Origin of the sequence: Paenarthrobacter nicotinovorans (assembly GCF_007670255.1) — a bacterium.
Lineage (GTDB): Bacteria > Actinomycetota > Actinomycetes > Actinomycetales > Micrococcaceae > Arthrobacter > Arthrobacter nicotinovorans_B.
Map to the genome: position 1 here is coordinate 428633 of NZ_SZVS01000001.1, position 22406 is coordinate 451038.

A 22406-nucleotide genomic window follows, 5' to 3' on the forward strand; every position below is an offset into this window, starting at 1 on the left:
GCCTCTAGAACACCCGTCGGGGAAGCCCGACTGAGTCGCACATCACATCTATGACGGCGGCATCAACATCACGTCCGCTAAAGAGCCGTATCTGCTCCGCCGCCTGGTACATCAGCATCTCCAGCCCTGGGACTACCGCTCCCCCATGGCCGCTCCACACTTCGGCGATGCGGCTGGGCCAGGGATCGTAGGCAACATCCAGCAGGACACCTGCACCGGTTCCCGGCAAAGACGCCAATTCTTCGGCCAGGTCATCGGCGGCCCGCGGGGGAAAAGTGGAGATGACAAGCTCAGCTGCCGCCACAGCGGTGGCAGCTTCGGTCAACGGCCGCACGGCGAGGGAAATCCCGACGGCGGCCGCCGCGGCTTCTGCGTCTGACGCGCGTGAAGCGTCTCTGACGAAGACGTCCACATGGCCGGCACCCAACTCATGAACCGCGGCCACTGCCGCAGCGGAGGTACCGCCACCACCGAGGATGGCAGCATGGGGTGCCGAAGCGACCCCGGCGTGCCGCACCGACTCGACGATTCCCGCGACGTCGGTGTTGTATCCAGCGCGCCGCACCCCTCCGCCGTCGTGCTCTAAAACCACGGTGTTGATGACGCCCAACTGGGCCCCCGCACCGCGAACTTCATCGACTTCCCGGATCATTGCCGTCTTGAGAGGCATGGTCACCGACAAGCCGCACCAGGACTCGTCCCCCCGGAGTGACTCCATGAAGGCCGGAAGACGATCCACCGTGACGTCAATCGCCGAGTACTCAATGTCCAGACCCAACTTGGCGTAGGCGGCCAAGTGGAGCGCCGGGGACTTCGAGTGGGAGATCGGATGACCCAGGACCGCGGCCCGAAGCGTCACACGCACCGTCCCGCGTTGGCCTGGCACCAGGCGTTGTATTGCTCAACGTAGGTGTTGTGCTCAGCCAGCGTTTTGGAGAACTTGGTCTCCTTGGTGTCCAGGTTGATCGTCACCCAGTACATGTAGTCGTTGACCGTCGGCTTGGCAGCGGCGTCGATCGCCGTCTTGCCTGGAGAACCGATCGGACCCACGGGCAGGCCCACGTTCGCGTAGGTGTTGTACGGATTCGACTTGTCGGCCTTTTCTTCCTCCGTGACGTGGAAGGACTTCCGGCCAAGCCCGTATGTGACCGTCGCGTCGGATTGGATAAGCCCACTGGTCTCCACGTTGTTGGGCTTGAGCCGGTTGTAGATGGCGCCTGCCACGTTTCCGTAGTCCGCCTGTCCGCCCTCCGCCTGCACAATGCTGGCGATGGTGACGACGTCGTACTGTTTGGCGGGGTCAGTGATGCCTTGTGACTTGAGCTCATCCAGGGTGGTGGTGACCAGCTTCTGGATGATGTCCTTGGCGGAAGTTCCGAGATCGAACCGGTACTCTCCCGGCGCCAGGAAGCCTTCGAGGTTCTTTGCCTTGGCGGGAAGTCCGAACTGTCCAGGAGCCTGGTTGAGGGCGTTGAGCTGCTCCAGCGGGATGCCGGAGCCCTTGGCAATGGCGTCCAGGGATTCGTTGATCCGCAGCCCGGCGCTCAGGGCGAAGTACATGACCTTGGAGGAGTCTTTGTTGACCAGGACCGCCACGGCGTCCGAATTCTTCATTTCGGTCTTGAAGGTAAATTCACCAGGGGACAGTTCACCGCCCTGGCTGACGAACTCCTTAACGAAGGCGTCAGCATCGGCTACGACGTGCTTTTGCACGAGATCGCTTGCTACCGCCTTGGGCCCTGCGCCTTGGGGAACGGTGACGCTGACGGAGCCGGTACCGGGACCCGGGTAGTCCGTGACCTTGTCCATGCCAAGCAGGGGCTTCAAGAACTGCGCTCCGACAGCGACGGCGGTGACAAAGACAGCAAGCGTCAACAGGAGAGCAAGGACACGACGGCGGCGGCGCGCCTTTTTCGCGGCAGCTTTGGAGGCGGGGGTCGCTACCGGTGCAAGGAGTTCGTGGGCATGGTCATCGTGGTGGACCTCATCGTGATGAAGTTCGTCATGGTGGAGGTCGTCATGGTGCAGTTCGCCATGGTGGAGGTCTTCATGGTGGACCTCGTCATGGTGAACCTCGTCATGGAATCCGGCATGCGCGTCCACGCCGTAGTGGGCGTCATGCGCGGTGTAGTCGTGGGCTTCCAATGGTGTGCTGCCGGGTTCAGCAAAAACCAGTTCACCATCACCGTGGGTGTGGCCGGATTCTTCGTGTTCTGTCTGTGCGGCATGCTCCACGTGACCGACGCCAGCTGTCTGGTCATCCTTCGAGGCAGCCGGTGCTGCTTGTTCCTCCGCGGTATGCGGTGCCTCAACTTCCGGCTTCTGGACGGGAGCAGGAGGAGCCATTGGAACCGGAGGAGCTACAGGAACGGGAGGAGCTGCTGGAACAGGAGGGGCTGCAGGAGCCTGGGCAGCCGGAACCGCGGGAACGGGGCGGGGAAGTTCTGCCTCAGTTTCGGCTGCGGGGGAATCCTCCCCCGGCGTCGCTTCGGGAACGGGTACGACGTTGTGGTTCTGCGTGGCGAGGAATCTCTCCCGCGCCCGCAGCTCTTTGCGGGTCAGCGGCATGCCGCCGCCGGTACCGCTGGAGGGGTCGTTGTTGACCGGGCTCACAGTTGCAGTCCCCTCGTAGAAGAATCAGGTTCGTTGCCGGAGGCAGCCTGCAGCGTTGGGGCACTGCTGGGCTTTTCGGGTTCCGCCGGTGCCTGCACTCGGCGGCCGACGTCCGTTCCTCTGGCTTTTTGCATGTCGATCGCGTGCTGGAGTATTCCAGCAGCAGCAACCTGATCAACCACTTTACGGTGATTCCTGCTGCTCATGCCAGCTTCGTGCAGGTTGCGGTGTGCCGTCACGCTGGAAAGCCGCTCATCGACGAGGTTCACCGGAACGTCCAAACCGGCGCGGGCCAGCTCCCTGACCAGCAGCACAGCATATTCTGCGGCCATGGCGGCGGAGCCCCGTTCTTCGCCCTTCATGGTGCGTGGAAGGCCGACGAAAATCTGCACCGCAGCCAACTCCGCGGCGTGCTTGACCACCAAACGGACATCGGAATTCTTTTTGGCGTCCCGCCCTACAGTCTTGAACGGCGTGGCGAGGATTCCATCGGGATCGCACTGGGCAAGGCCCACCCTGACGGTACCGACGTCTACCCCCAGCTTGATGCCACGGGGGTAGACGTCGTCGTTAGTACGTGTGGACACTGTCAGCGCTTGGCTATCGCGTCCACCACGGCTGTGAGGGCCTCGGAGACCTTCGCAGCGTCGGTGCCGCCGCCCTGTGCGACGTCGTCCTTGCCGCCACCGCCGCCACCGAGGATACCGGCGGCCAGGCGGACAAGCGCTCCTGCCTTGACCCCGGCACCACGGGCAGCTTCATTGGTGGCAATCAGAATGACCGGGCGATCGTTGCTGACGCCGGCGACCGCAACCGTCGCGGCCTCCGAGCCGAGGCGGTTACGCAGGTCCAGGGCAAGGTTCCGCAGGTCATCCGCACCACCGACCTGTCCGGCGTCGTGGGCGACAACGCGCACCCCGCCAGCGTCCTTTGCCGTCCCCACAAGGTTGGCGGCCGCGGCGGCGAGCTGTTCCTTGCGGAGCCGGTCGAGTTCCTTTTCGGTCGCCTTGAGCTTGTTCAGCGTGCTCGAAATCCTGTCGGCGAGCTGGCCGGAAGGAACCTTCAACAGCTCTGTCAGTTCGGTCACCAGCGCGCGTTCGGCAGCCAGGTGGCGGAACGCATCAAGGCCTACGAAGGCCTCGACGCGGCGGTTTCCGGAACCAACGGACTGTTCACCGAGCAGCGAAAGGCTGCCGATGAGGGACGTGTTGGACACGTGCGTACCACCACAGAGTTCACGCGACCACGCGCCGTCGATCTCCACGACCCGGACTTCACTGCCGTAGTTCTCGCCGAACAGGGCCATGGCACCGAGTGCCTTGGCTTCTGCCAGGCCCATCACCTTGGTGTCCACGCGGTAGTTGTTCCGGATGGCTATGTTGGAAACTTCTTCGATCTCAGACCGCGTTGCCGGGCTCAGTCCCTCACCCCAGGCAAAGTCGAAGCGCAGGTATCCGGCCTTGTTGAAGGAACCACGCTGGGTGGCCTCCGGGCCAAGGATCTGGTGCAGGGCAGCGTGGACGATGTGCGTTCCCGTGTGCGCCTGCTCGGCTGCGTGCCGGCGTTCACGGTCGACGGCGGCGCGCACCAATGCGTCGGAGGCGATCTCGCCTTCACGGACGATCGCCTTGTGCACGCTCAGGCCCTTGATGGGGCGCTGGACGTCAAGGACCTCCACGACGAAGCCATCGCCGGTGATGAGGCCGGTATCGGCGGACTGGCCACCGGCTTCGGCATAGAACGGGGTTTCATTCAGGACGAGCTCGATTTCGTCGCCGGTGGAGGCGTGCGAAACTGCCCGTCCGCCGTTGACGATGCCCCGGACCTTCGACTCGCCCTCGAGCTCGTCGTAGCCGGTAAACACGGTCTCACCCTGGCCCAGGAGCTCCTGGTAGGCGGTGAGGTCGGCGTGGCCGCCCTTTTTGCCCTTGGCATCGGCCTGGGCGCGCTGACGCTGCTCGAGCATGAGCGCACGGAAACCTGCCTCGTCGACCTTCAAGCCTGCCTCTTCTGCCATCTCCAAAGTCAGGTCGATGGGGAAGCCATAGGTGTCGTGCAGGGTAAAGGCGTCAGCGCCGGAGAGCGGGACTCCCGCGGCCTTGGATTCGGCCACAGCGTCTTCCAGGCGCGCAGTGCCCGAAGCGATGGTGCGGAGGAAGGCTTTTTCTTCAGCGTAGGCAATGCGGCTGATGCGGGCGAAGTCGGTCTCCACTACGGGGTAGACCCCCTTCATGGCATCACGGGACACGGGAAGAAGGTCAGGCAGGCAGGCCTTCTCGACACCGAGCAGGCGCATGGCGCGCACTGCACGGCGGATCAGGCGTCGCAGCACATAGCCGCGGCCTTCGTTGGACGGTGCCACGCCGTCGGCGATGAGCATCAAGGCGGACCTGATGTGGTCAGCTACCACTCGCATCCGCACGTCATCGGTGTGGTGCGGATCGTCGGGGGTCTCAGCCGAGGTGTATTCACGGCCCGACAACTCAGCAGCCTTGTCGATGACGGGACGGACCTGGTCGGTCTCGTACATGTTCTCGACGCCCTGCAGAATCATGGCCAGGCGTTCCATGCCGAGGCCGGTGTCGATGTTCTTCTTCGGCAGCTCGCCAACGATGTCGAAGTCGACCTTGGAACGGACATTCTCGATCTGGTACTGCATGAACACGAGGTTCCAGATCTCGATGTACCGGGTTTCGTCAGCCAGCGGGCCACCTTCGATACCGTAAGCCGGGCCGCGGTCATAGTAGATTTCCGAGCAAGGCCCTGCCGGCCCGGGCTGTCCCGTGGACCAGTAGTTGTCGGCCTTGCCCATGCGCTGGATACGTTCAGCCGGAATACCGGTGTTCTTCAGCCACAATTCCTTGGCTTCGTCGTCCTCTTCGTAGACCGTCACCCAGAGACGCTCGGCGGGGAGTCCGTAACCGCCGTCGTCAACGCTCTTGGTGAGCAGCTCGAAAGCGAACTTGATCGCATCTTCCTTGAAGTAATCGCCGAAGGAGAAGTTGCCGCACATCTGGAAGAAGGTGCCGTGCCGGGCAGTCTTTCCCACTTCCTCGATGTCACCGGTGCGGATGCACTTCTGGACGCTCGTGGCACGGCTGTAGGGCGGTTCTTCGCGGGCGGTCAGGTAGGGAATGAACGGCACCATTCCGGCCACAGTGAAGAGAAGTGACGGGTCGCTGGAAACGAGCGACGCGGAGGGAACGGCGGTGTGGCCCTTGCTGACAAAAAAGTCCACCCAGCGCTTGGTGATCTCCTGCGACTTCATTAGCTGATTACTTACCCTTCTCAATTCACTGCACACGATGTGCGCGGATCCGGCTGGTGCCGTTCCGCAGCTTTCCATTCTGCCCTGTTGAGGGCTTCGGAGCGAACCGCTCCTGCTACCGTCGGCCTGCTGTGCCGTCGTCGATCCCCAGCGCGGCCCGGAGATCCTCTTCGCGCTGGTGCATGCCTGAGCGCACGGCGTCGGCGAAGTCGAACAGTCCGTCGGCCATCCGGCCGACAGCCCGGTTCAAACCTTCAGGGCCCAAATTGGCTTGTGCCTCAGTGATCTTACGGAACGCGATGACGCCGATTGCGACGCCGATGCCCATCCAAACAATTCTTTTCATCGGTTTCGGGTCTCCCGTTGGTTCAGCGGCTGCGTCGGCCGGAGGAAGGGGTGCGGCGTCCGGCGAAAGCCGAGCGGACGCCGTAGCTGAAAGCAGCCACCTTGATCAGGGGCGAACCGACCGTCGCCGCTACGAGCGAGGACAGCGCGGAGATGTTGGCCGAGGCATCCGAAACGTTCGAGGCGATGCCATCGACCTTCTTCAGCTGCTGGTTCGTGGTGGTGACCGTCGCGGTCACTTCGTCCATCAGGGGCGTGGCGCCGTCGCTGATGGAGCGGATGGAGGTGCGGACCTCGTCAAAAACGCCGCCCAACTTCAAAATGGGCACAGCCAACAGCAGAACCAGGAGCGCAAAGACTCCTGCTGCGATGAGACCGGCAATGTCGCCACCAGACATAGAACACTTCTCCTAGGATCGTTGCGCTGCCTTGCACCTGCCGCATTGCGGCTTTGGCCAAGGCCTCCCCCAGTACCTTACCTAAGTGGCCCGGCACCTTATAGACAAAGAAGCCCGCGGCGGTTGCCACGGGCTTCTTTGTCTGCGCTGCTTGAATTTAGCGTGCGTAGAATTCGACGACGAGCTGCTCTTCGCAGATCACGGGGACCTCGGAGCGCTTCGGGCGACGAACCAGGCGTGCCTGCAGGGCGTCAATCTTGACGTCCAGGTACGGCGGCACGTTGTTCAGGACGTGTGCACCGGCAGCGGCGACCTGGAACGGAGCCATAACCTCGGAGCGGCTGTGTACGTGGATGAGCTGGCCTTCGCCAACGCGGAAGGACGGGCGGTCAACGCGAACGCCGTCAACCAGGATGTGGCGGTGCACAACCAGCTGGCGGGCCTGTGCGATGGTGCGGGCGAAGCCTGCACGGAGCACGAGGGCGTCCAGACGCATTTCGAGCAGCTCAACCAGGTTCTCACCGGTCAGGCCCTTGGTGCGGCGTGCTTCTTCGAAGGCACGGGTCATCTGGGCTTCGCGGATGCCGTACTGGGCGCGCAGACGCTGCTTTTCGCGCAGACGTACGGCGTAGTCGGAGTCCTGCTTCTTTCGGGCACGGCCGTGCTCACCGGGGCCGTACGGACGGCGCTCCATGTACTTGGCGGCCTTGGGGGTCAGAGCAATGCCGAGTGCACGCGAAAGGCGTGCGGTACGGCGAGCACGAGTGTTGTTAGCCACTTGTGTCCTTCCAAATTACTGCGGTGTATCAGTGTTACTGGCCTCCATCAGGGAGAGCATCGGCCAACCGCTGCCTCTTGCTACTGGCCCGGGCGCGCAGCACCGTTGAAGGAAATCTTCAAGGGATGTGGCGTCGGGTCATGCCAGACAAGGATCCATCCTACCACGGGCACTGAATCCGCCCGCCCGCTCTACTCGCCGCGGACGATCTTCCTGAGCCGCTCGAGCCTGGCCGCGATGTCGCGCTCCGCGCCGTTGTTGGTGGGTTCGTAGTAATTCCTGCCCACAAGGTCGTCCGGCGGATACTGCTGGGTGGCGATCCCGTGGGGCTCATCGTGGGCGTATTTGTAGCTCTTGCCGTGTCCCAGCTGCTTGGCCCCGGGGTAGTGGGCATCGCGAAGATGCATCGGAATGCCGCCACCATGGCCGGCCCGCACATCTGCCACGGCCTTGTTCAAGCCCATGTAGGCGGCATTGGACTTCGGTGCGGTGGCCAGGTGCACCACCGCTTCGGCCAACACAATACGGCCCTCCGGCATGCCGATCAGCTGCACTGCCTGGGCCGCAGCGACCGCAGTCTGCAACGCGGTGGGATCGGCCATGCCAATGTCTTCGGCGGCAGAGATGACGATTCTGCGGGCAACGAACCGGGGATCCTCCCCCGCTTCGAGCATCCGCGCCAGATAGTGCAGGGCGGCGTCGACGTCGGATCCACGGATGGACTTGATGAAGGCGCTGGCGACGTCGTAATGCTGGTCTCCGGCACGGTCGTAGCGGACGGCGGCGGCATCCAAGGCGCGCTCGGTGTGACGCAGTTCCACCAGCACCAGGCCTTCAGACCCGCCGTCCTCGACGGCGGTGGCGTCACCGAACGCTACCCCGGCAGCAGCCTCCAGCGCCGTGAGGGCACGCCGCGCGTCGCCTCCGGACAGGCGCACGAGGTGCTCAAGCGCCTCCGGGGCCAGCTCGACTCGTCCGGCAAGGCCGCGCGCGTCCGTCACGGCCTTTTGCAGCAAACCGGAGATATCGTCATCGGTCAGCGGTTTCAGGGTAAGCAACAATGATCGGGACAAGAGCGGCGACACCACTGAGAAGGACGGGTTTTCGGTGGTTGCCGCCACCAGCACCACCCAGCGGTTCTCGACGCCGGGCAGCAGGGCATCTTGCTGCGCCTTGTTGAAGCGGTGGATCTCGTCCAGGAACAGCACCGTGGTCTTTTTGTAGAGGTCCCGGGCGGTCAAGGCCTCGTCCATGACCCTGCGCACGTCCTTGACGCCGGCAGTGATGGCGGAAAGTTCAACGAACTTCCGGCCCGGCCCGCGTGCGATGACATGGGCCAAGGTGGTCTTGCCTGTGCCCGGAGGTCCCCAGAGGATCACCGAGCTGGGTCCTGCCGGCCCCGCGGCCTCCGCACCGGCCGCCAGTTGCCTCAGTGGAGAGCCGTGGCCCAGCAGATGCTGCTGCCCTACGACATCGTCCAAGGTCCGTGGGCGCATCCTCACGGCCAGCGGGCTTCGCTGGCACGCCATCCAGTTCGCATCCGTCGGCCCCCCGGCGGCAGGCAGCTCCTCCGACTCGTCGTCGTCGTTCACTGCACCGGCACCAAAGAGATCTTCCACATGGATAGGCTACTCATAGTTCCAGCAAAGGAGACATTGACGTGCAGCGCCCAGCATCGGCCCCGCGCCTTCCAGGGGGAAGCCGGACCGCAGTGGTGTCCGCAGCACGGTTGCACGGATGGGTGGAGCGGTTCACGGCCAGTCACGGCACAGTCGCGCAAGACCTCGACGACGGCGGCCTGCTGCTGCGGGCTGCCGACGGAGCCAAAGCGCTTCTGCGGGCACCCTGGCCGGCTGACGGGAGGCCTGGCAGAGGCTCGACGGAACTTGAGCGATTGGCATCGCTGGCGAACCAGGAGCGTGCATTGGGCGTGCTCTTGGTCCGCAAGGGTGGCTACGCCCTGGCCGCTGCCAGCGGTCCGACAATATTGACGACGAAAAGCGGTTCACGCTTCATCGATGCCAGGACCACGGCCGAACACGCAGCGCGGATCTTCGCCAACCACAGGATCGAATACCTTGTGACCGGCGGCGACCGCGCTTTGGTGGACCAAGTACTTGCCCAGCCCTCGCTCAAAGCCGTGTCCGGCAGGACAAGGCTGCCTTTCCTGGATGTACAGGTACCAAAGTCCGCGGCCCTTGCCAAAGCCGCCGCCGACGCCTGCTCCATCCGGATCAGCGTCACCGACCCGCCGGCTTAGCAGCCGCCCGGGGCACGTTTCAGGGGAGCTTGCCGGTACAGGTAGCCGCCGTAATCCGTAAAGCCGACCTGCCCGTACAGGGCGCGCGCCGCATGGTTGGCCGCGGTAACGAGCAGCCAAAAACCGCCAAGGCTGCGTTCCCTGCCGGCCTGCAGCAACGCTTCCAGTACTTGGGTGCCGTAGCCCTGCCTGCGGTGCGCCGCCGACGTCGCCATGCTGTAGATACCGCCCCAGCCGTTCACCAAGGCCAGACGCCCGACGGCGGCGGGGACGCCGTCGTCGTCCCTCACCAGGGCGTACAGCGACGGGCAGGCGGTGAGAATCCTGCGCGCGACAGTCAATTCTGCTTCTCCGCCGCGGCCATCCACCGACCACCACAGATTGAGCCATTCCTGCGAGGGTTCTTCGCTGACTTCCACCCCGGCAGTGGGCGCTTTCCCGGGAACGTCAGCGGCATCCCGGACCATGATCCTCGTCTCGGACTGCCTGGTAAAGCGCTGGCCGTCAAGAACAGCGTTGAGCGCGGCGCTGCGGGGATCGTCGAAGACCTGGAAGATCAGGGGCAGCCTGCGCGAGCGGTACCACTGCGCGGCGGACTGAACAGAGTGGGCGATGCCCTCCGGCCCCGCTTGGGCCGGCACCCTGGGCCACACCGAGTTCGCCCGCTGCGTCACTCCCTCCGAGGCGCGAAGCACCCACTGTCCCGCTTCCTCGCGCTCAAGCGCCGGCCAGGCCTTGTCCATCAGCTCTTCAAGGGCGGTTTGCTCCACGTTAGCGGCGCCTCTCATGCTCGGGAATCGTTGGACAGAAAACACCGGAGGGCTCCCCCTAAGGGGAGCCCTCCGACTGTGGTCTTACTCGGACTTGGTGTCCGCCTTGGCGGCCGGCTTGGCCTCAGGTTTGAAGTCCACCCCGGCCTCCTTGCGCTGCTGCGCAGTAATCGGAGCAGGCGCGGCAGTCAGGGGGTCGAAGCCGTTGCCCGTCTTCGGGAAGGCGATGACGTCGCGGATCGATTCCACGCCCGCCAGCAGCGCCACGACGCGGTCCCAGCCGAAGGCGATGCCGCCGTGCGGAGGCGCACCGTACTTGAAGCCCTCCAGCAGGAAGCCGAACTTGGTTTCAGCGTCTTCCTTGTCCAATCCCATGAGCTGGAAGACCCTCTCCTGGACCTCGCGCTCATGGATACGGATGGAACCGCCACCGATCTCGTTGCCGTTGCACACGATGTCGTAGGCGTAGGACAGTGCCGACTCGGGATCCTTGTCGAAGGTATCCAGGAATTCGGGCTTGGGCGAGGTGAAAGCGTGGTGGACCGCTGTCCACTGGCCTGCGCCCACTGCCACGTCACCGGAAGCGACGGCGGCTGCAGCCGGTTCGAACATCGGAGCGTCCACGATCCACACGAAAGCCCAGTCGTTGGGATCGATCAGGCCGGTGCGGTGGCCGATTTCGACGCGGGCAGCGCCCAGCAGCGAACGGGAAGCGCTCTTCTCGCCGGCGGCAAAGAAGATGCAGTCACCGGGCTTGGCGCCGACGGCATCAGCCAGTCCCGCACGTTCTTGTTCCGTGAGGTTCTTGGCGACAGGCCCTGCAAGCTCCCCGTCCTCCTTGTACAGGACGTAGGCCAGTCCCTTGGCGCCGCGCTGCTTGGCCCATTCCTGCCAGGCATCGAGGGCGCGGCGGGCCTGCGAAGCGCCACCGGGCATGACCACTGCGCCGACGTAGGGTGCCTTGAACACGCCGAAGTTGGTGTCCTTGAAGAACTCAGTCAGCTCGGTCAGCTCAAGGCCGAAGCGAAGGTCCGGCTTGTCGGAGCCGTACTTGGCCATGGCGTCCAAGTAGGTCATGCGACGGATGGGCGTGGGAACTTCGACGTCGATCAGCTGCCACAGCGACTTCACAATGGCTTCGCCCAGGGCAATGATGTCGTCCTGGTCAACGAAGCTGGCTTCGATATCCAGCTGCGTGAACTCGGGCTGACGGTCGGCACGGAAGTCTTCATCGCGGTAGCAGCGGGCGATCTGGTAGTACTTCTCGAACCCACCCACCTGGAGGAGCTGCTTGAACAACTGCGGGGACTGCGGCAGGGCGTACCAGGAGCCGGGAGCCAGGCGTGCCGGGACGACGAAGTCGCGGGCGCCTTCGGGCGTGGAGCGCGTCAGGGTGGGCGTTTCGATTTCCACGTAACCCTGATCGTGCAGGATTCCACGGGCCACGCGGTTCGCCTCGGAACGCAAACGGAGGTTGCGGGCCGGGCCGGGACGGCGCAGGTCCAGGTAACGGTGCTTCAGCCGGGCCTCTTCGCCGACCTCGACGTGTTCGTCGATCTGGAACGGGAGGGGGTCGGAGGTGTTGAGGACAACAACCTTCTCAGCGATGACCTCGATCTCCCCTGTTGCCAGCGCCGGGTTCTCGTTGCCTTCAGGACGCTTGTTGACCGTACCGGTAACCTGCAGGACGTACTCGTTCCGGAGGCCGTGGAAGACCTCTTCTTCACGGACAACCACCTGGGCCACGCCGGATGCGTCTCGGAGGTCAACGAATGCAACGCCACCGTGATCGCGGCGGCGGCCCACCCAGCCGGCCAGGGTAACGGTTTGTCCAATGTGCTCGGAACGAAGGGATCCGAGGTCATGTGTGCGCAGCACAGCATTCCTTTCAGCATGAAATGTAGAGGGACCGCCGCAAAGCGGTCCCGTCCGAGTTTACCCGCCCCGACCACGGCTGCGGCCCAGCGGCGGAACTAACGTTGTTGTGCTCAGGCAGTGGCCACGCGGACGTGGAGGTCTTCTTCCGGAGGCGTCCAGCTCGCGGGGTCTGCGTCCACTTGCTCGCCCGAGCGGATGTCCTTGACCTGGTGCTTGCCGTCGTCGTCGGTGAACCAGACAAAGGGGATGCCACGACGGTCAGCAAACTTGATCTGCTTGCCGAACTTTTCGGCCTTTGCGGCCACTTCGGTGGCTATGCCGCGGCCCCGCAACTGCGCGGCGATGTCCTGGGCGGCCGACCAACTGTCGTCGGTGTTGAGGGCAACCAAGACAGCGGTCGGAACAGCACGGGACGCCGACGCCAGTTCCTGGCTGAGGATGCGCGAGACAAGGCGGGTCACGCCAATGGAAAGCCCGACGCCGGGGAACTTGCGGTTGCCCTTGCTGGCCAAGGCGTCGTAGCGTCCGCCGGAACAGATCGAACCCAGCTGCTCGTGGCCCACCAGGACAGTCTCGACGACAGTGCCTGTGTAGTAGTCAAGCCCACGGGCGATGCTCAGGTCCGCGACGACCTTCCCGGGTGCGCGCTGCACGGCGGCTTCGATGACCTGCTGCAGCTCACTGAGACCCTCTTCAAGGAGCTCATCCTTCACACCGAGCGCGCGGACCTGCTCAACGAACGAGGTGTCCTCCGTGCGGATGGTGGCCAGCTGCAGGGCCAGGGCTGCTTGCTCGTCCGTGGCGCCGAGCTCGGATTTGAGCAGCCCAGCCACCTTGTCGGCGCCGATCTTCTCCAGTTTGTCGATGCTCCGCAATACACCGGCTGTGTCCGTCAGGCCGATCCCCCGGTAGAAGCCTTCTGCCAGCTTCCGGTTGTTGATCCGCAGCCGGAAGTCCGGAATCGGCAGGGCGCTGAGCGCCTCGGCGATGACCAGCGCAATTTCGACGTCGTAACGGAACGGCAGTTCGCCGTCGCCGACGACATCGATGTCCGCCTGGGTGAATTCGCGCGCCCGGCCCTCCTGGGGACGCTCGCCGCGCCACACCTTTTGGATCTGGTAACGCCGGAACGGAAATGCCAGGTAGCCGGCGTTCTCCACCACGTAGCGGGCAAAGGGAACCGTCAGATCAAAGTGCAGGGCCAGGGCGTTGGGATCCGTTTTGTCGGATCCGTTCGGCTTCCCGGCGTCGCCTTCGTCGTCCTGGAGCCGGCTCAGTCCATAGACCTCTTTGTCGATTTCGCCCTTGCGGAGCAGCTGGCCCACTGTTTCCACAGCGCGGGTCTCGATGGAGGAAAAGCCATGCAGTTCGAACGTTTTCCGGAGCGTGTCCAGAACGTGGAGCTCCACCAACCGCTCCTGGGGAAGCCACTCGGGGAATCCGGACAGGGAGGCGGTACGTGCCATGGTGGAATTGTCTCCTTGAAGAAAGCTGACGCGGGCCTCGACGCCGCAGCTTTAAACGCCCGTTCGGCGTTTACAGGGCGGGCGTCCAGCCGGTCATGCATAAACTATGTGCGGCAGCCAGTTTATGCTTTCCGCGCGTGCACATCTAATGCAGCATGTCCGGGTTCCTGCCGGCAGCCATCCGAAGCTGACTTATTCAGGAGGACTCTTGGCAACAAGGTCGCGGGATGACCGCGAAGCGAAACGTCGCATCAGGCAGATGGAAGCCAAGCGCGCTCTGCGGCAGGAACAGGCCAAGCGCCGGAAACGCGACAACACCATCGCCATTGGCGCCGGAGCTGCAGCGGTCATCCTGGCCGTCGTCCTGCAGCTGACCGTCTTCAGCTCCAACCCCACAGAAGCCGAGTTTGCCGCTGCCGAAGCCGGACTCAGTTCCCCGTCGGCCTCGCCCTCTGCCGCTCCTTCCCAAAACAGTGCAGACGTTCCGAGCGCGGACACAGCCGCAGGCAAGACCTTCACAGGCCAACTCTCCCTGAACGGCGGGGCCGTCGGCGTTGAATTGAACGGCACTGCCGCTCCCCAAGCCGCCGCGGTCCTGAAGTCGCTCGCGGATGCCGGTTACTACAACGGGGCAAACTGCCACCGGTTGACCACCTCGGAGACGTTTGGCCTCCTGCAGTGCGGGGCCAAGTCCGAGGACGGCGCCGACGATCCCAATTATCGTTGGGGTCCCCTGGAGAACACCCCTGCGGACAACAAGTACCCCGCGGGAACCATCGCCATTGCCCGCACGGGCAACAACGCCTATGGAAACGGTCACCAGTTCTTCATTGTCTACAAGGACACCACCATCCCGGCCGATACCGCAGGCGGTTACACCGTGGTGGGCAAGGTGACCAGTGGGCTGGATGTAGTGACCAACATCGCCGCTGCCGGGTTGAAACCCGGCGAAAACAACAACGACGGCGCCCCTGTGGCACCTGTCACGATAGACTCGTTCTCTCTGAAGTAACCAGCTCCGGACCCAGGCCCGGCGTGCATTGCCTTAGCAGTCCCTCCAAGCGAAAGACTTTTAGCGGTGACAGACAGTCAGAAATCCGACGAAACAGCATCAATGGCCAACGATGACGCAGCCGAGGTGATCGAAGCGGCCGAAGCCGAGGCTACGTCCGGAGCCGTTGCGGCTTCGACGGCCACCGAATCCCCGGCTCCCCGCCCGGCCCCGTCCGCGGCTCCGTCACCGGCAGCATTTGCGGCCCGCCCGAAAGCTCCGGCCCCGGTTGTTCCAGCGGCTCCGGCAGTATCTGCTGCGTCGCTCGCCGAAGCCGCCAAGTGGGGGCGTGCCGAGGGGGACGGCCATGTCTTCCTGACGCTCGATGGTGAGGAAATCGCCGTCGGACAGTACCCGGGAGTCAGCCCTGACGAAGCTTTGGGCTACTTCGCCCGGAAGTTCGACGACGTCATCGCCCAGGTCGTGCTGCTTGAACACCGCGTCGAGTCCAAGGCTCCGGCAACGGACATGCAAAAAACCGTCATACATCTGCGTGAGCAACTCGCCGAGCGCAACATGGTCGGTGACATCCGCTCCGCCGAGGCCCGACTGGACACCCTGTCGACTCAGATTATCGAACTGGAGAAGTCGGAGAAGGCAGCCCACGACGCCCTTCGTGCCAGCGAACTCGCTGCCCGCGAAGCCATCGTGGCCGAAGCAGAGTCCATTGCGGGCCAGGACCCGGCCCAGATTCAGTGGAAAACCTCCAGCGCACGCATGAACGAGCTCTTCGAATCCTGGAAGGCCGCCCAAAAGAGCGGCGTCCGCTTGGGCCGGAGCAACGAAGATGCACTGTGGAAGAGGTTCCGTTCGGCCCGCACGGTGTTCGACCGCCACCGCCGCGCCTACTTCTCGCAGCTTGACAGCAACAATTCAGCCGCCAAGACCGCGAAGGAGGCCTTGATCGCCGAGGCCGAGGCACTTTCCTCGTCCACCGACTGGGGATACGCCGCCGGCGAATACCGCAGGCTCATGGACCAGTGGAAGGCAACTCCCCGCGCGAGCCGCAAGGACGACGACGCGTTGTGGGGCCGTTTCCGTGCCGCGCAGGATGTCTTCTTCAGCAACCGGCAAGCGGCCAATGACCAGATCGACCAGGAATACACAGCGAACCTGGCCGTCAAGGAGCAGCTGATCATCGAGGCCCAGGCATTGCTGCCCATCAAGGACCTCAACGCGGCCAAGAAGTCCCTCCAGTCCATTCGGGACCGTTGGGAAGAGGCCGGCAAGGTGCCGCGCGCCGACATGGGCAGGATCGAGGCAGGCCTCCGGAAGGTCGAAGACGCCGTTCGTGAAGCCGAAGAAGAGAAGTGGCGCCGGACCAACCCCGAAACGAAGGCTCGTACCAACAGCGCCCTGACACAGCTCGAAGCCGCAATCGCAGGCCTCAAGGACCATCTCGACAAGGCCGAGAAGGCAGGCGACCAGCGTCGCATCAAGGCTGCCCGTGAGGCCCTTGAAGCCCGCCAAGCCTGGCTCGACCAGATCCAGCGTTCGGCCAGCGATCTCGCATAGTCGCCCCTGACTACGACACAGGCTCCGTCCCGGTTATCCACATAGCCGGGACGGAGCCTGTACTCGTTGGGCCGCTCAACGGAATGATCGAGTGATGGTCCTTCCTGTCACCGCCCCGCAACTGCTGGAGCCGGTCATCCCCGAGCTCTACTCCGCCGGCCGCATCTTCACCTGGAACGAGCTCCAGGGAATGGCCGTCGACGGCATTCTGCTGCCCCTGTATGGGAAAAGCTACGCCTCCCCCGGCGTAGCCATCACCCAGCGCATCCGGGCCCGCTCAGCAGCCCTGGGTGTGCCGGAGCGGATACGCACCAAGGTGGTCGCGGGCAGGCTCACCGCCGCCTGGATCTACGGGTGCGCCAGTCCACCCGGAAAGTTATCGCTTCTGGTGGACGCGAAGCACCGCATCTCCAGCCTTCGAGGCACTTTGGCGTGCAGCCTTCATGAAGTGCGGCTCGGGCAGCTGGATGTGGTGAGCCTCGGAGGGATGCTCGTGACCAGCCCGCTCCGCACGGCGGCTGACATCGCGCTCCATGTTGAGACTGTCCGCGCCCTGCCCGTATTGCGGCGCCTCCTGGACCGCCCCGAGCTCGGAATCAAGCTGCGCCTGCTGGTCCTGGCGGTGGAAGCTGCACCCCGGGTGCCCCACAAGAAGCGCGCGTTGGCCACGTTGGCCCAACTCGCGCCGGAGACAGCACCAGACCCTGGAAAGGAGCCCCGCTAGCTCCTGCGGCTGTTTCCGGTAGTGCGGTAAACGTCAAAGACACCATCAATGCGCCGGACCGCGTTCAAGACGTGGTGCAGGTACTTGGGGTCTCCCATTTCGAACGCGAACTTGGAGATTGCCACCCTGTCGCTTGAGGTGTGGACGGACGCAGCCAGGATATTGACATGGTTCTCCGACAGGATGCGGGTCACATCCGATAGAAGCGACTTGCGGTCCAGGGCTTCCACCTGGATCTCCACCAGGAAGACGCTCGACTGCGTGGGCGCCCATTCGACGTCGACAATCCTGTCAGGCTGGTCACGCAGGCCGGCGACGTTCGTACAGTCTGTCCGGTGCACAGAGACACCTGAACCGCGCGTCACGAAGCCGAGGATGGGATCCGGGGGCACGGGTGTGCAGCATCGTGCCAGCTTGACCCACACGTCGCCCACGCCCCTGACGATGACGCCTGAGTCCGAGAACTTGGATTTGGCTACCTGGGTGGGAATGCTGACCTCGTCAAGATCCTCATCCGGGGTCTCGTGTCCGCCCAGGTGCTCCATGAGCTTTTCCATGACGGACTGGGCCGAAGTGTGCCCATCGCCGACGCCTGCGTAGAGGCCGGAGATGTCCACGTAATGGAAATCCTCGGCGACTGCGGACAAAGCATCGTGGGTCATGAGCCTCTGCAGCGGGAGGTTCTGCTTCCGCATGGCACGGGTGAGCATGTCCTTGCCACGGTCGATCGCTTCTTCGCGACGCTCCTTGGTGAACCATTGCCGGATCTTGTTACGTGCCCGTGCCGACTTGACGAAGTGCTGCCAGTCCTGGCTTGGACCGGCCCCTTCGGCCTTGGACGTGAAGATTTCCACCCAGTCGCCGTGGTTCAGTTCACTGTTCAGCGGTACCAGCTTGCCGTTGACACGTGCGCCAATGGTCCGGTGGCCGACTTCGGTGTGCACAGCGTAGGCGAAGTCGACGGGGGTCGAACCCGCGGGAAGGGCCATGACTTCGCCCTTGGGCGTAAAGACAAAGACTTCCCGGGCGTTGATCTCGTACCGAAGGGAATCCAGGAACTCTCCGGGATCCGACGTTTCCTGCTGCCAGTCCACGAGGGACCGCAGCCAGCCCATGTCGCCGTCGCGCGGGCTGCCAGGACCTTGTGCCGTCCGGTTTGGCTGGTCCTTGTACTTCCAGTGCGCAGCTACACCGTACTCGGCGCGACGGTGCATCTCGTGCGTGCGGATCTGGATTTCGACAGGTTTGCCGCCCGGGCCGATCACTGTCGTATGCAAGGACTGGTACATGTTGAACTTGGGCATCGCGATGTAGTCCTTGAACCTGCCCGGCAGGGGGTTCCATCGCGAGTGCAGCGTGCCAAGGGCGGCATAACAATCACGGACAGAGTCCACCAGGACCCGCACGCCCATGAGGTCGTTGATGTCGTCGAAGTCCTTGTCCCTGACAATCATCTTTTGGTAGATGGAGTAGTAGTGCTTGGGGCGTCCCGTAATGGTGGCCTTGATACGGGCGGTCCGGAGATCGTCCGCTATCTGGTTGCGGATAACGCTCAGGCTCTTTTCGCGCTCCGGGGTCCGGTCCCCCACCATCCGGACGATTTCTTCGTACACCTTGGGATAGAGGGCTGCGAACGACAGGTCCTCAAGCTCCCACTTGATGGTATTCATGCCCAGGCGATGGGCCAAGGGTGCAAAAATCTCCAGCGTTTCGCGGGCCTTGCGCGAAGAGGACTCTGCGGACACAAAACGCCAGGTCCGTGCGTTGTGCAAACGGTCGGCCAGTTTGATCATGAGGACCCGGATGTCCTTGGCCATGGCGACCACCATCTTGCGGACGGTTTCCGACTGGGCCGCCTCGCCAAAGCTGACTTTGTCCAGCTTGGTGACCCCGTCGACCAACATGGCAACCTCCGGTCCGAAGTCCCGGGTCAGGTCAGCCAAGGTGTACGGAGTGTCCTCCACGGTGTCGTGCAGCAGCGCGGCGGCCAAGGTGGTGCCTGTCATGCCGAGTTCAGCCAGGATGGTGGCTACTGCCACCGGGTGCGTGATGTACGGATCGCCGCTCTTGCGCTTCTGGCCCTGGTGGCTCCGCTCAGCGACGGCGAACGCGCGCTGGATCAGGTCAAAATCCTCTTTGGGATTGTTGGCCCTGACGGTCCGCAGCAGCGGCTCAAGGATCGGCGAGTAAGGCGCTACGCCCCGACCAGTCAGCCGCGCCAGCCGGGAACGTGTGCGTTCCCTCCGGCCGGGGAACGTGGGACGGGCTCCGGGCATGTCAACCGGCACGGCGCCTGCAGCCCGGGCGGACACACTTGTTGCAGGGACCGCAGCTGCGTTGCGGTCCTCTTCCCCGCCCGCCAATGGTGCCGACGTCGCTCGTTCTTCCACAGAAGTACCCCTCACAACCGATTTAATTCTCCCAGTCTATTCCCGTAAGTGAATGCTTCTGCAACTGGACTGCACATGACGAACGACCCGGCAAGTCAAAGAGCCGGCCACCGCAGTGTGCGGGGGCCGGCTCTTCGGAGATTTGCTGCAGTGTGCAGCCCTAAACTGTAGCTTCCGTCCTCCGGTGGGCTACCTTCTTGGCCTGCTTGACCAGCTCGGGTTCGCCTTGGCGCAGCCAGGCGTACAGCGGGGCCGCGATGAAGATCGTGGCCGCGGTGCCGATCAGGATACCCACGAACAACGCCAGCGACAGGTCACGCAACGTGCCGGCCCCCAACAGGCCCGCTCCAATGAAAAGGATCGCCGCCACGGGAAGGACAGCCACCATCATGGTGTTGATGGAACGTACCAAGGTTTGGTTGACGGCCAGGTTGACCTCTTCGCCAAAAGTGCGTCGCGTGGACGTGGAGATGTCCGAGGTGTTTTCGCGGATCTTATCGAAGACCACCACGGTGTCGTACAGCGAGTAGCTCAAGACGGTCAGGAAGCCGATGATCGCCGACGGCGTGACTTCGAAATCGCTCAAAGCGTAAACACCCGCGGTGGTAAACATCGTGACGAGCATGCCAACAAGCGCTGACAAGGACATCTTCCAGGTCCTGAAATACAGCGCCATGAGCACCGCAGCCAAGCCAACGAAGACCACCAGGCCGATGAGGGCCTGCCTGGTAACGTCCTGGCCCCAGGTCGGTCCGACGAAGTTGGAGGTGACCTCATTCTCGGTAACTCCGTAGGCGCTGGTGAGGCCGTCCTTGATGCGGTTGGTCTCGTCGTCGGTCAGCTGATCGGTCTGGATCCGCATGGTGTTGCCCGCAACGTTCGCAACGCGCGGAACAGCGTTCGGGACGACGTCATGCACAGCACGCTCACCAAGCGCCGCATCGGTGGTGCTCACGTTGGAGACAGTGAACTCGGAGCCGCCACGGAACTCGATGCCGAGGTTGAAGCCACCCTTGACCACCGGGATCAGGATGGACAACGCCACAGCCACAGCCGCGATGGTGAACCAGATCTTCTTGGAATTGACGAAATTGTACGAGCGTTTGCCCGTGTAGAGCTCATGGCCGAAGGTTGCGAAGCTCGTAGTCATTACTTCTCCTCCTTGCTGCCGTTGGAAGTGCCGGTCAATTGGCCCTTCGCGGCAAGGCGCCGTTCGGCGATGGTCAGGCGTCGTTCGGCTTCAGCGGCGGCTCCGGCATTGCGGGCGCGGACCGGCGTCGGCTTTTCGTCCGGAGTCCGGAGGCGGCCGGCGCCGCGGTACAGCGGGACGGCGCCCAGGCGGTCGGGCGACAATCCGGAGAAACGGTGTCCTTCACCAAAGAACTTGGTCCGCGCCAGCACCTGCAGCATCGGATGCGTGAACATGAACACCACAATGAGGTCGGCAAGGGCCGTCAAGCCCAAGGTGAAGGCGAAGCCACGGACGTTTCCAACCGCCACGAAGTACAGGACCACGGCGGCAAGAAGGTTGACGGCTTTGGAGGCCAAAACGGTGCGCTTGGCGCGCTTCCAGCCGTTTTCGACGGCGGACACCAGGCCGCGTCCATCGCGCAGTTCGTCACGGATGCGTTCGAAGTAGACGATGAAGGAGTCAGCGGTCTGGCCAATGGCCACGATCAGACCTGCCACACCAGCCAGTGACAACCGGTAGTTTTCCGTCCAGCCGAGGATTGCAATGGCAAGGTAGGTAAGCAACCCGGCCACCACCAGGGAGGCGATGGTAACGAATCCCAAGGCCCGGTACTGGAAGAGCGAGTACACCACAACGAGCAGCAGGCCAATCATGCCGGCAAGGAGACCGAGTCGCAGCTGGTCGCCACCAAGCGTTGCCGAGATCTGCTCCTGCGACTGGATCTCGAAGCTGATCGGCAGGGCGCCATAGCGCAGCTGGTCGGACAACGCCTTGGCGCTGGCCTGGGTGAAGTTGCCGGTGATCTGTGGCTTTCCGTCGGTGATGACGGCCATTGCCCGCGGTGCGGAAATGACTTTGTCATCCAGTACGATGGCGAACTGCGCCTTCGGGTCCTGCGTACCTTGCGCCTGCGCTGCAACGTAGAACTGGTTAAGGCGTTCGGTAACTGCCTTGAACTTTGCGGTGGCATCGCCGTTGAAGACGATGTTCACACCCCAGGAGTTCGTGACAGAGCCCTGCGCGCCTTGGACCTGGGAGAACGTGGAGTCGCTGATGTCCTGGCCCTTGACCTCCACCGGCCCAAGAATGTACTTGACGGCGGGAGTCTTGTCGGTAGCGGGCTCACAAGCAACCAGCGGCTTGGCAGGATCCGAACGGTCCCGCTTCTCGTTGGAAGGGTTGACGCAATCCAGCGCCTCGAATTCCTTCTGGACATCAGGGGTAACCCAGTTGATGTCGCTGGCGTTCGTCGGCTCGGCAGTGGGCTTGTTCAACTGGTCATCCGGGGTCCGCTGTTCGGCGGGGATGGCTGCGGGATCTCCAGCGGCGATAACAGGCCGGAAGTTCATGTCAGCCGAGGCCTGGATGAGGTCGCGGGTTTCCTTCGAAGGGGTGCCCGGCAGGCTGACAACCACGTTCCGGCCCGACTGGGTGCTGATTTCGGCCTCGGCGACGCCGGAACCGTCAACACGCTGGCGGATGATCGCCACCGCTTGGTTGAGTTGCTCCTCGTTGATGTCGGTCGCACCCTCCACACGGGGTGCCAGGATCATCTGCGTTCCGCCTTCGAGGTCCAGTGCAAGCTTGGGCGCCCAGCTTGCATGGCCGGTCATCACACCGCCGGCCAGGACGACGGTGAGTACAACGAATATTGCTCCAAGCCATGTCAGCACCCTGCGGGCTGAATTTTTGGGGCCGGTCCTTGCCATTTTCAATCTTCCTGTTATCGCCGGACAGCCGCCGGCGGACGCTGATGAG

Annotated in this window: 18 protein-coding genes; 4 read left to right on the forward strand and 14 right to left on the reverse strand. The window is 63.6% G+C overall.

All coding sequences use genetic code 11. The features are described 5' to 3' along the window. Positions 1 to 4 precede the first annotated feature (4 nt). The 8 genes from FDP28_RS01995 to FDP28_RS02030 form a co-directional block, all read right to left on the reverse strand. On the reverse strand, positions 5 to 859 hold the full coding sequence (locus FDP28_RS01995) for a shikimate dehydrogenase (RefSeq protein WP_144659102.1): 855 nt from the start codon (positions 857 to 859) through the stop codon (positions 5 to 7). After that, on the reverse strand, positions 856 to 2613 hold the full coding sequence (gene mltG, locus FDP28_RS02000; RefSeq protein ID WP_144658938.1) for an endolytic transglycosylase MltG: 1758 nt from the start codon (positions 2611 to 2613) through the stop codon (positions 856 to 858). The genes FDP28_RS01995 and mltG overlap by 4 nt, the downstream gene beginning before the upstream one ends. After that, positions 2610 to 3200 carry a Holliday junction resolvase RuvX gene (ruvX, locus tag FDP28_RS02005; RefSeq protein WP_144658939.1) on the reverse strand — a complete coding sequence of 197 codons (591 nt, stop codon included), beginning with the start codon at positions 3198 to 3200 and terminating at the stop codon, positions 2610 to 2612. Before ruvX ends, mltG begins: the two co-directional genes overlap by 4 nt. A gap of 2 nt (positions 3201 to 3202) precedes the next feature. Further along, positions 3203 to 5881: an alanine--tRNA ligase gene (gene alaS / locus FDP28_RS02010; protein ID WP_144658940.1), complete on the reverse strand. Its 2679-nt coding sequence runs from the start codon at positions 5879 to 5881 to the stop codon at positions 3203 to 3205. 115 nt (positions 5882 to 5996) lie between these two features. Continuing rightward, positions 5997 to 6227 carry a hypothetical protein gene (locus tag FDP28_RS02015; RefSeq protein ID WP_186313471.1) on the reverse strand — a complete coding sequence of 77 codons (231 nt, stop codon included), beginning with the start codon at positions 6225 to 6227 and terminating at the stop codon, positions 5997 to 5999. A gap of 22 nt (positions 6228 to 6249) precedes the next feature. Continuing rightward, entirely contained in the window at positions 6250 to 6624 is a 375-nt protein-coding gene (locus FDP28_RS02020; RefSeq protein WP_017197541.1) for a DUF948 domain-containing protein, read from the reverse strand. 157 nt (positions 6625 to 6781) lie between these two features. After that, positions 6782 to 7402: a 30S ribosomal protein S4 gene (rpsD, locus tag FDP28_RS02025; protein ID WP_144658942.1), complete on the reverse strand. Its 621-nt coding sequence runs from the start codon at positions 7400 to 7402 to the stop codon at positions 6782 to 6784. Between the two features lie 191 nt (positions 7403 to 7593). Beyond that, complete coding sequence (locus FDP28_RS02030; protein WP_144658943.1) at positions 7594 to 9021, reverse strand: replication-associated recombination protein A; 1428 nt, start codon at positions 9019 to 9021, stop codon at positions 7594 to 7596. A 41-nt stretch (positions 9022 to 9062) separates the two neighbouring features. On the opposite strand from FDP28_RS02030, the gene FDP28_RS02035 reads away from it, so the two are divergent. After that, the gene (locus tag FDP28_RS02035) at positions 9063 to 9662 is read left to right on the forward strand and encodes a Vms1/Ankzf1 family peptidyl-tRNA hydrolase (RefSeq protein WP_144658944.1); all 600 of its coding nucleotides are present in this window, start codon (positions 9063 to 9065) and stop codon (positions 9660 to 9662) included. On the opposite strand, the gene FDP28_RS02040 is transcribed toward FDP28_RS02035, so the two are convergent. From FDP28_RS02040 to hisS, 3 genes are all read right to left on the reverse strand, one after another. Then, positions 9659 to 10450 (reverse strand): GNAT family N-acetyltransferase, encoded by a 792-nt coding sequence (locus FDP28_RS02040; RefSeq protein ID WP_144658945.1) that lies wholly within the window; start codon positions 10448 to 10450, stop codon positions 9659 to 9661. The genes FDP28_RS02035 and FDP28_RS02040 overlap by 4 nt on opposite strands. 66 nt (positions 10451 to 10516) lie before the next feature. Next, entirely contained in the window at positions 10517 to 12310 is a 1794-nt protein-coding gene (aspS, locus tag FDP28_RS02045) for an aspartate--tRNA ligase (RefSeq protein ID WP_144658946.1), read from the reverse strand. Positions 12311 to 12420: 110 nt separating this feature from the next. Then, complete coding sequence (hisS, locus tag FDP28_RS02050) at positions 12421 to 13776, reverse strand: histidine--tRNA ligase (RefSeq protein ID WP_144658947.1); 1356 nt, start codon at positions 13774 to 13776, stop codon at positions 12421 to 12423. Between the two features lie 208 nt (positions 13777 to 13984). On the opposite strand from hisS, the gene FDP28_RS02055 reads away from it, so the two are divergent. The 3 genes from FDP28_RS02055 (at position 13985) to FDP28_RS02065 (ending at position 17066) form a co-directional block, all read left to right on the forward strand. Beyond that, positions 13985 to 14788, forward strand: a complete 804-nt coding sequence (locus tag FDP28_RS02055) for a peptidylprolyl isomerase (RefSeq protein ID WP_186313472.1) — start codon at positions 13985 to 13987, stop codon at positions 14786 to 14788. Positions 14789 to 14854: 66 nt separating this feature from the next. After that, the gene (locus tag FDP28_RS02060) at positions 14855 to 16342 is read left to right on the forward strand and encodes a DUF349 domain-containing protein (RefSeq protein WP_144658948.1); all 1488 of its coding nucleotides are present in this window, start codon (positions 14855 to 14857) and stop codon (positions 16340 to 16342) included. Positions 16343 to 16436: 94 nt separating this feature from the next. Continuing rightward, positions 16437 to 17066, forward strand: coding sequence for a hypothetical protein (locus FDP28_RS02065; protein ID WP_144658949.1), 630 nt, complete (start codon positions 16437 to 16439; stop codon positions 17064 to 17066). On the opposite strand, the gene FDP28_RS02070 is transcribed toward FDP28_RS02065, so the two are convergent. The 3 genes from FDP28_RS02070 to secD form a co-directional block, all read right to left on the reverse strand. After that, the gene (locus FDP28_RS02070) at positions 17063 to 19456 is read right to left on the reverse strand and encodes a RelA/SpoT family protein (RefSeq protein WP_144658950.1); all 2394 of its coding nucleotides are present in this window, start codon (positions 19454 to 19456) and stop codon (positions 17063 to 17065) included. The genes FDP28_RS02065 and FDP28_RS02070 overlap by 4 nt on opposite strands. Before the next feature lie 160 nt (positions 19457 to 19616). Continuing rightward, positions 19617 to 20606: a protein translocase subunit SecF gene (gene secF, locus FDP28_RS02075; RefSeq protein ID WP_144658951.1), complete on the reverse strand. Its 990-nt coding sequence runs from the start codon at positions 20604 to 20606 to the stop codon at positions 19617 to 19619. Beyond that, complete coding sequence (secD, locus tag FDP28_RS02080; protein ID WP_144658952.1) at positions 20606 to 22357, reverse strand: protein translocase subunit SecD; 1752 nt, start codon at positions 22355 to 22357, stop codon at positions 20606 to 20608. The genes secF and secD overlap by 1 nt, the downstream gene beginning before the upstream one ends. Positions 22358 to 22406: the final 49 nt, after the last annotated feature.

Bases quoted from the DNA above. Each gene is read 5' to 3' on its own strand.
- FDP28_RS02040 (WP_144658945.1), bottom strand. From the start codon at position 10,450: ATGAGAGGCGCCGCTAACGTGGAGCAAACCGCCCTTGAAGAGCTGATG.
- FDP28_RS02065 (WP_144658949.1), top strand. From the start codon at position 16,437: ATGGTCCTTCCTGTCACCGCCCCGCAACTGCTGGAGCCGGTCATCCCC.
- secF (WP_144658951.1), bottom strand. From the start codon at position 20,606: ATGACTACGAGCTTCGCAACCTTCGGCCATGAGCTCTACACGGGCAAA.
- secD (WP_144658952.1), bottom strand. From the start codon at position 22,357: ATGGCAAGGACCGGCCCCAAAAATTCAGCCCGCAGGGTGCTGACATGG.
- FDP28_RS02020 (WP_017197541.1), bottom strand. From the start codon at position 6,624: ATGTCTGGTGGCGACATTGCCGGTCTCATCGCAGCAGGAGTCTTTGCG.
- FDP28_RS02015 (WP_186313471.1), bottom strand. From the start codon at position 6,227: ATGAAAAGAATTGTTTGGATGGGCATCGGCGTCGCAATCGGCGTCATC.
- hisS (WP_144658947.1), bottom strand. From the start codon at position 13,776: ATGGCACGTACCGCCTCCCTGTCCGGATTCCCCGAGTGGCTTCCCCAG.
- alaS (WP_144658940.1), bottom strand. From the start codon at position 5,881: ATGAAGTCGCAGGAGATCACCAAGCGCTGGGTGGACTTTTTTGTCAGC.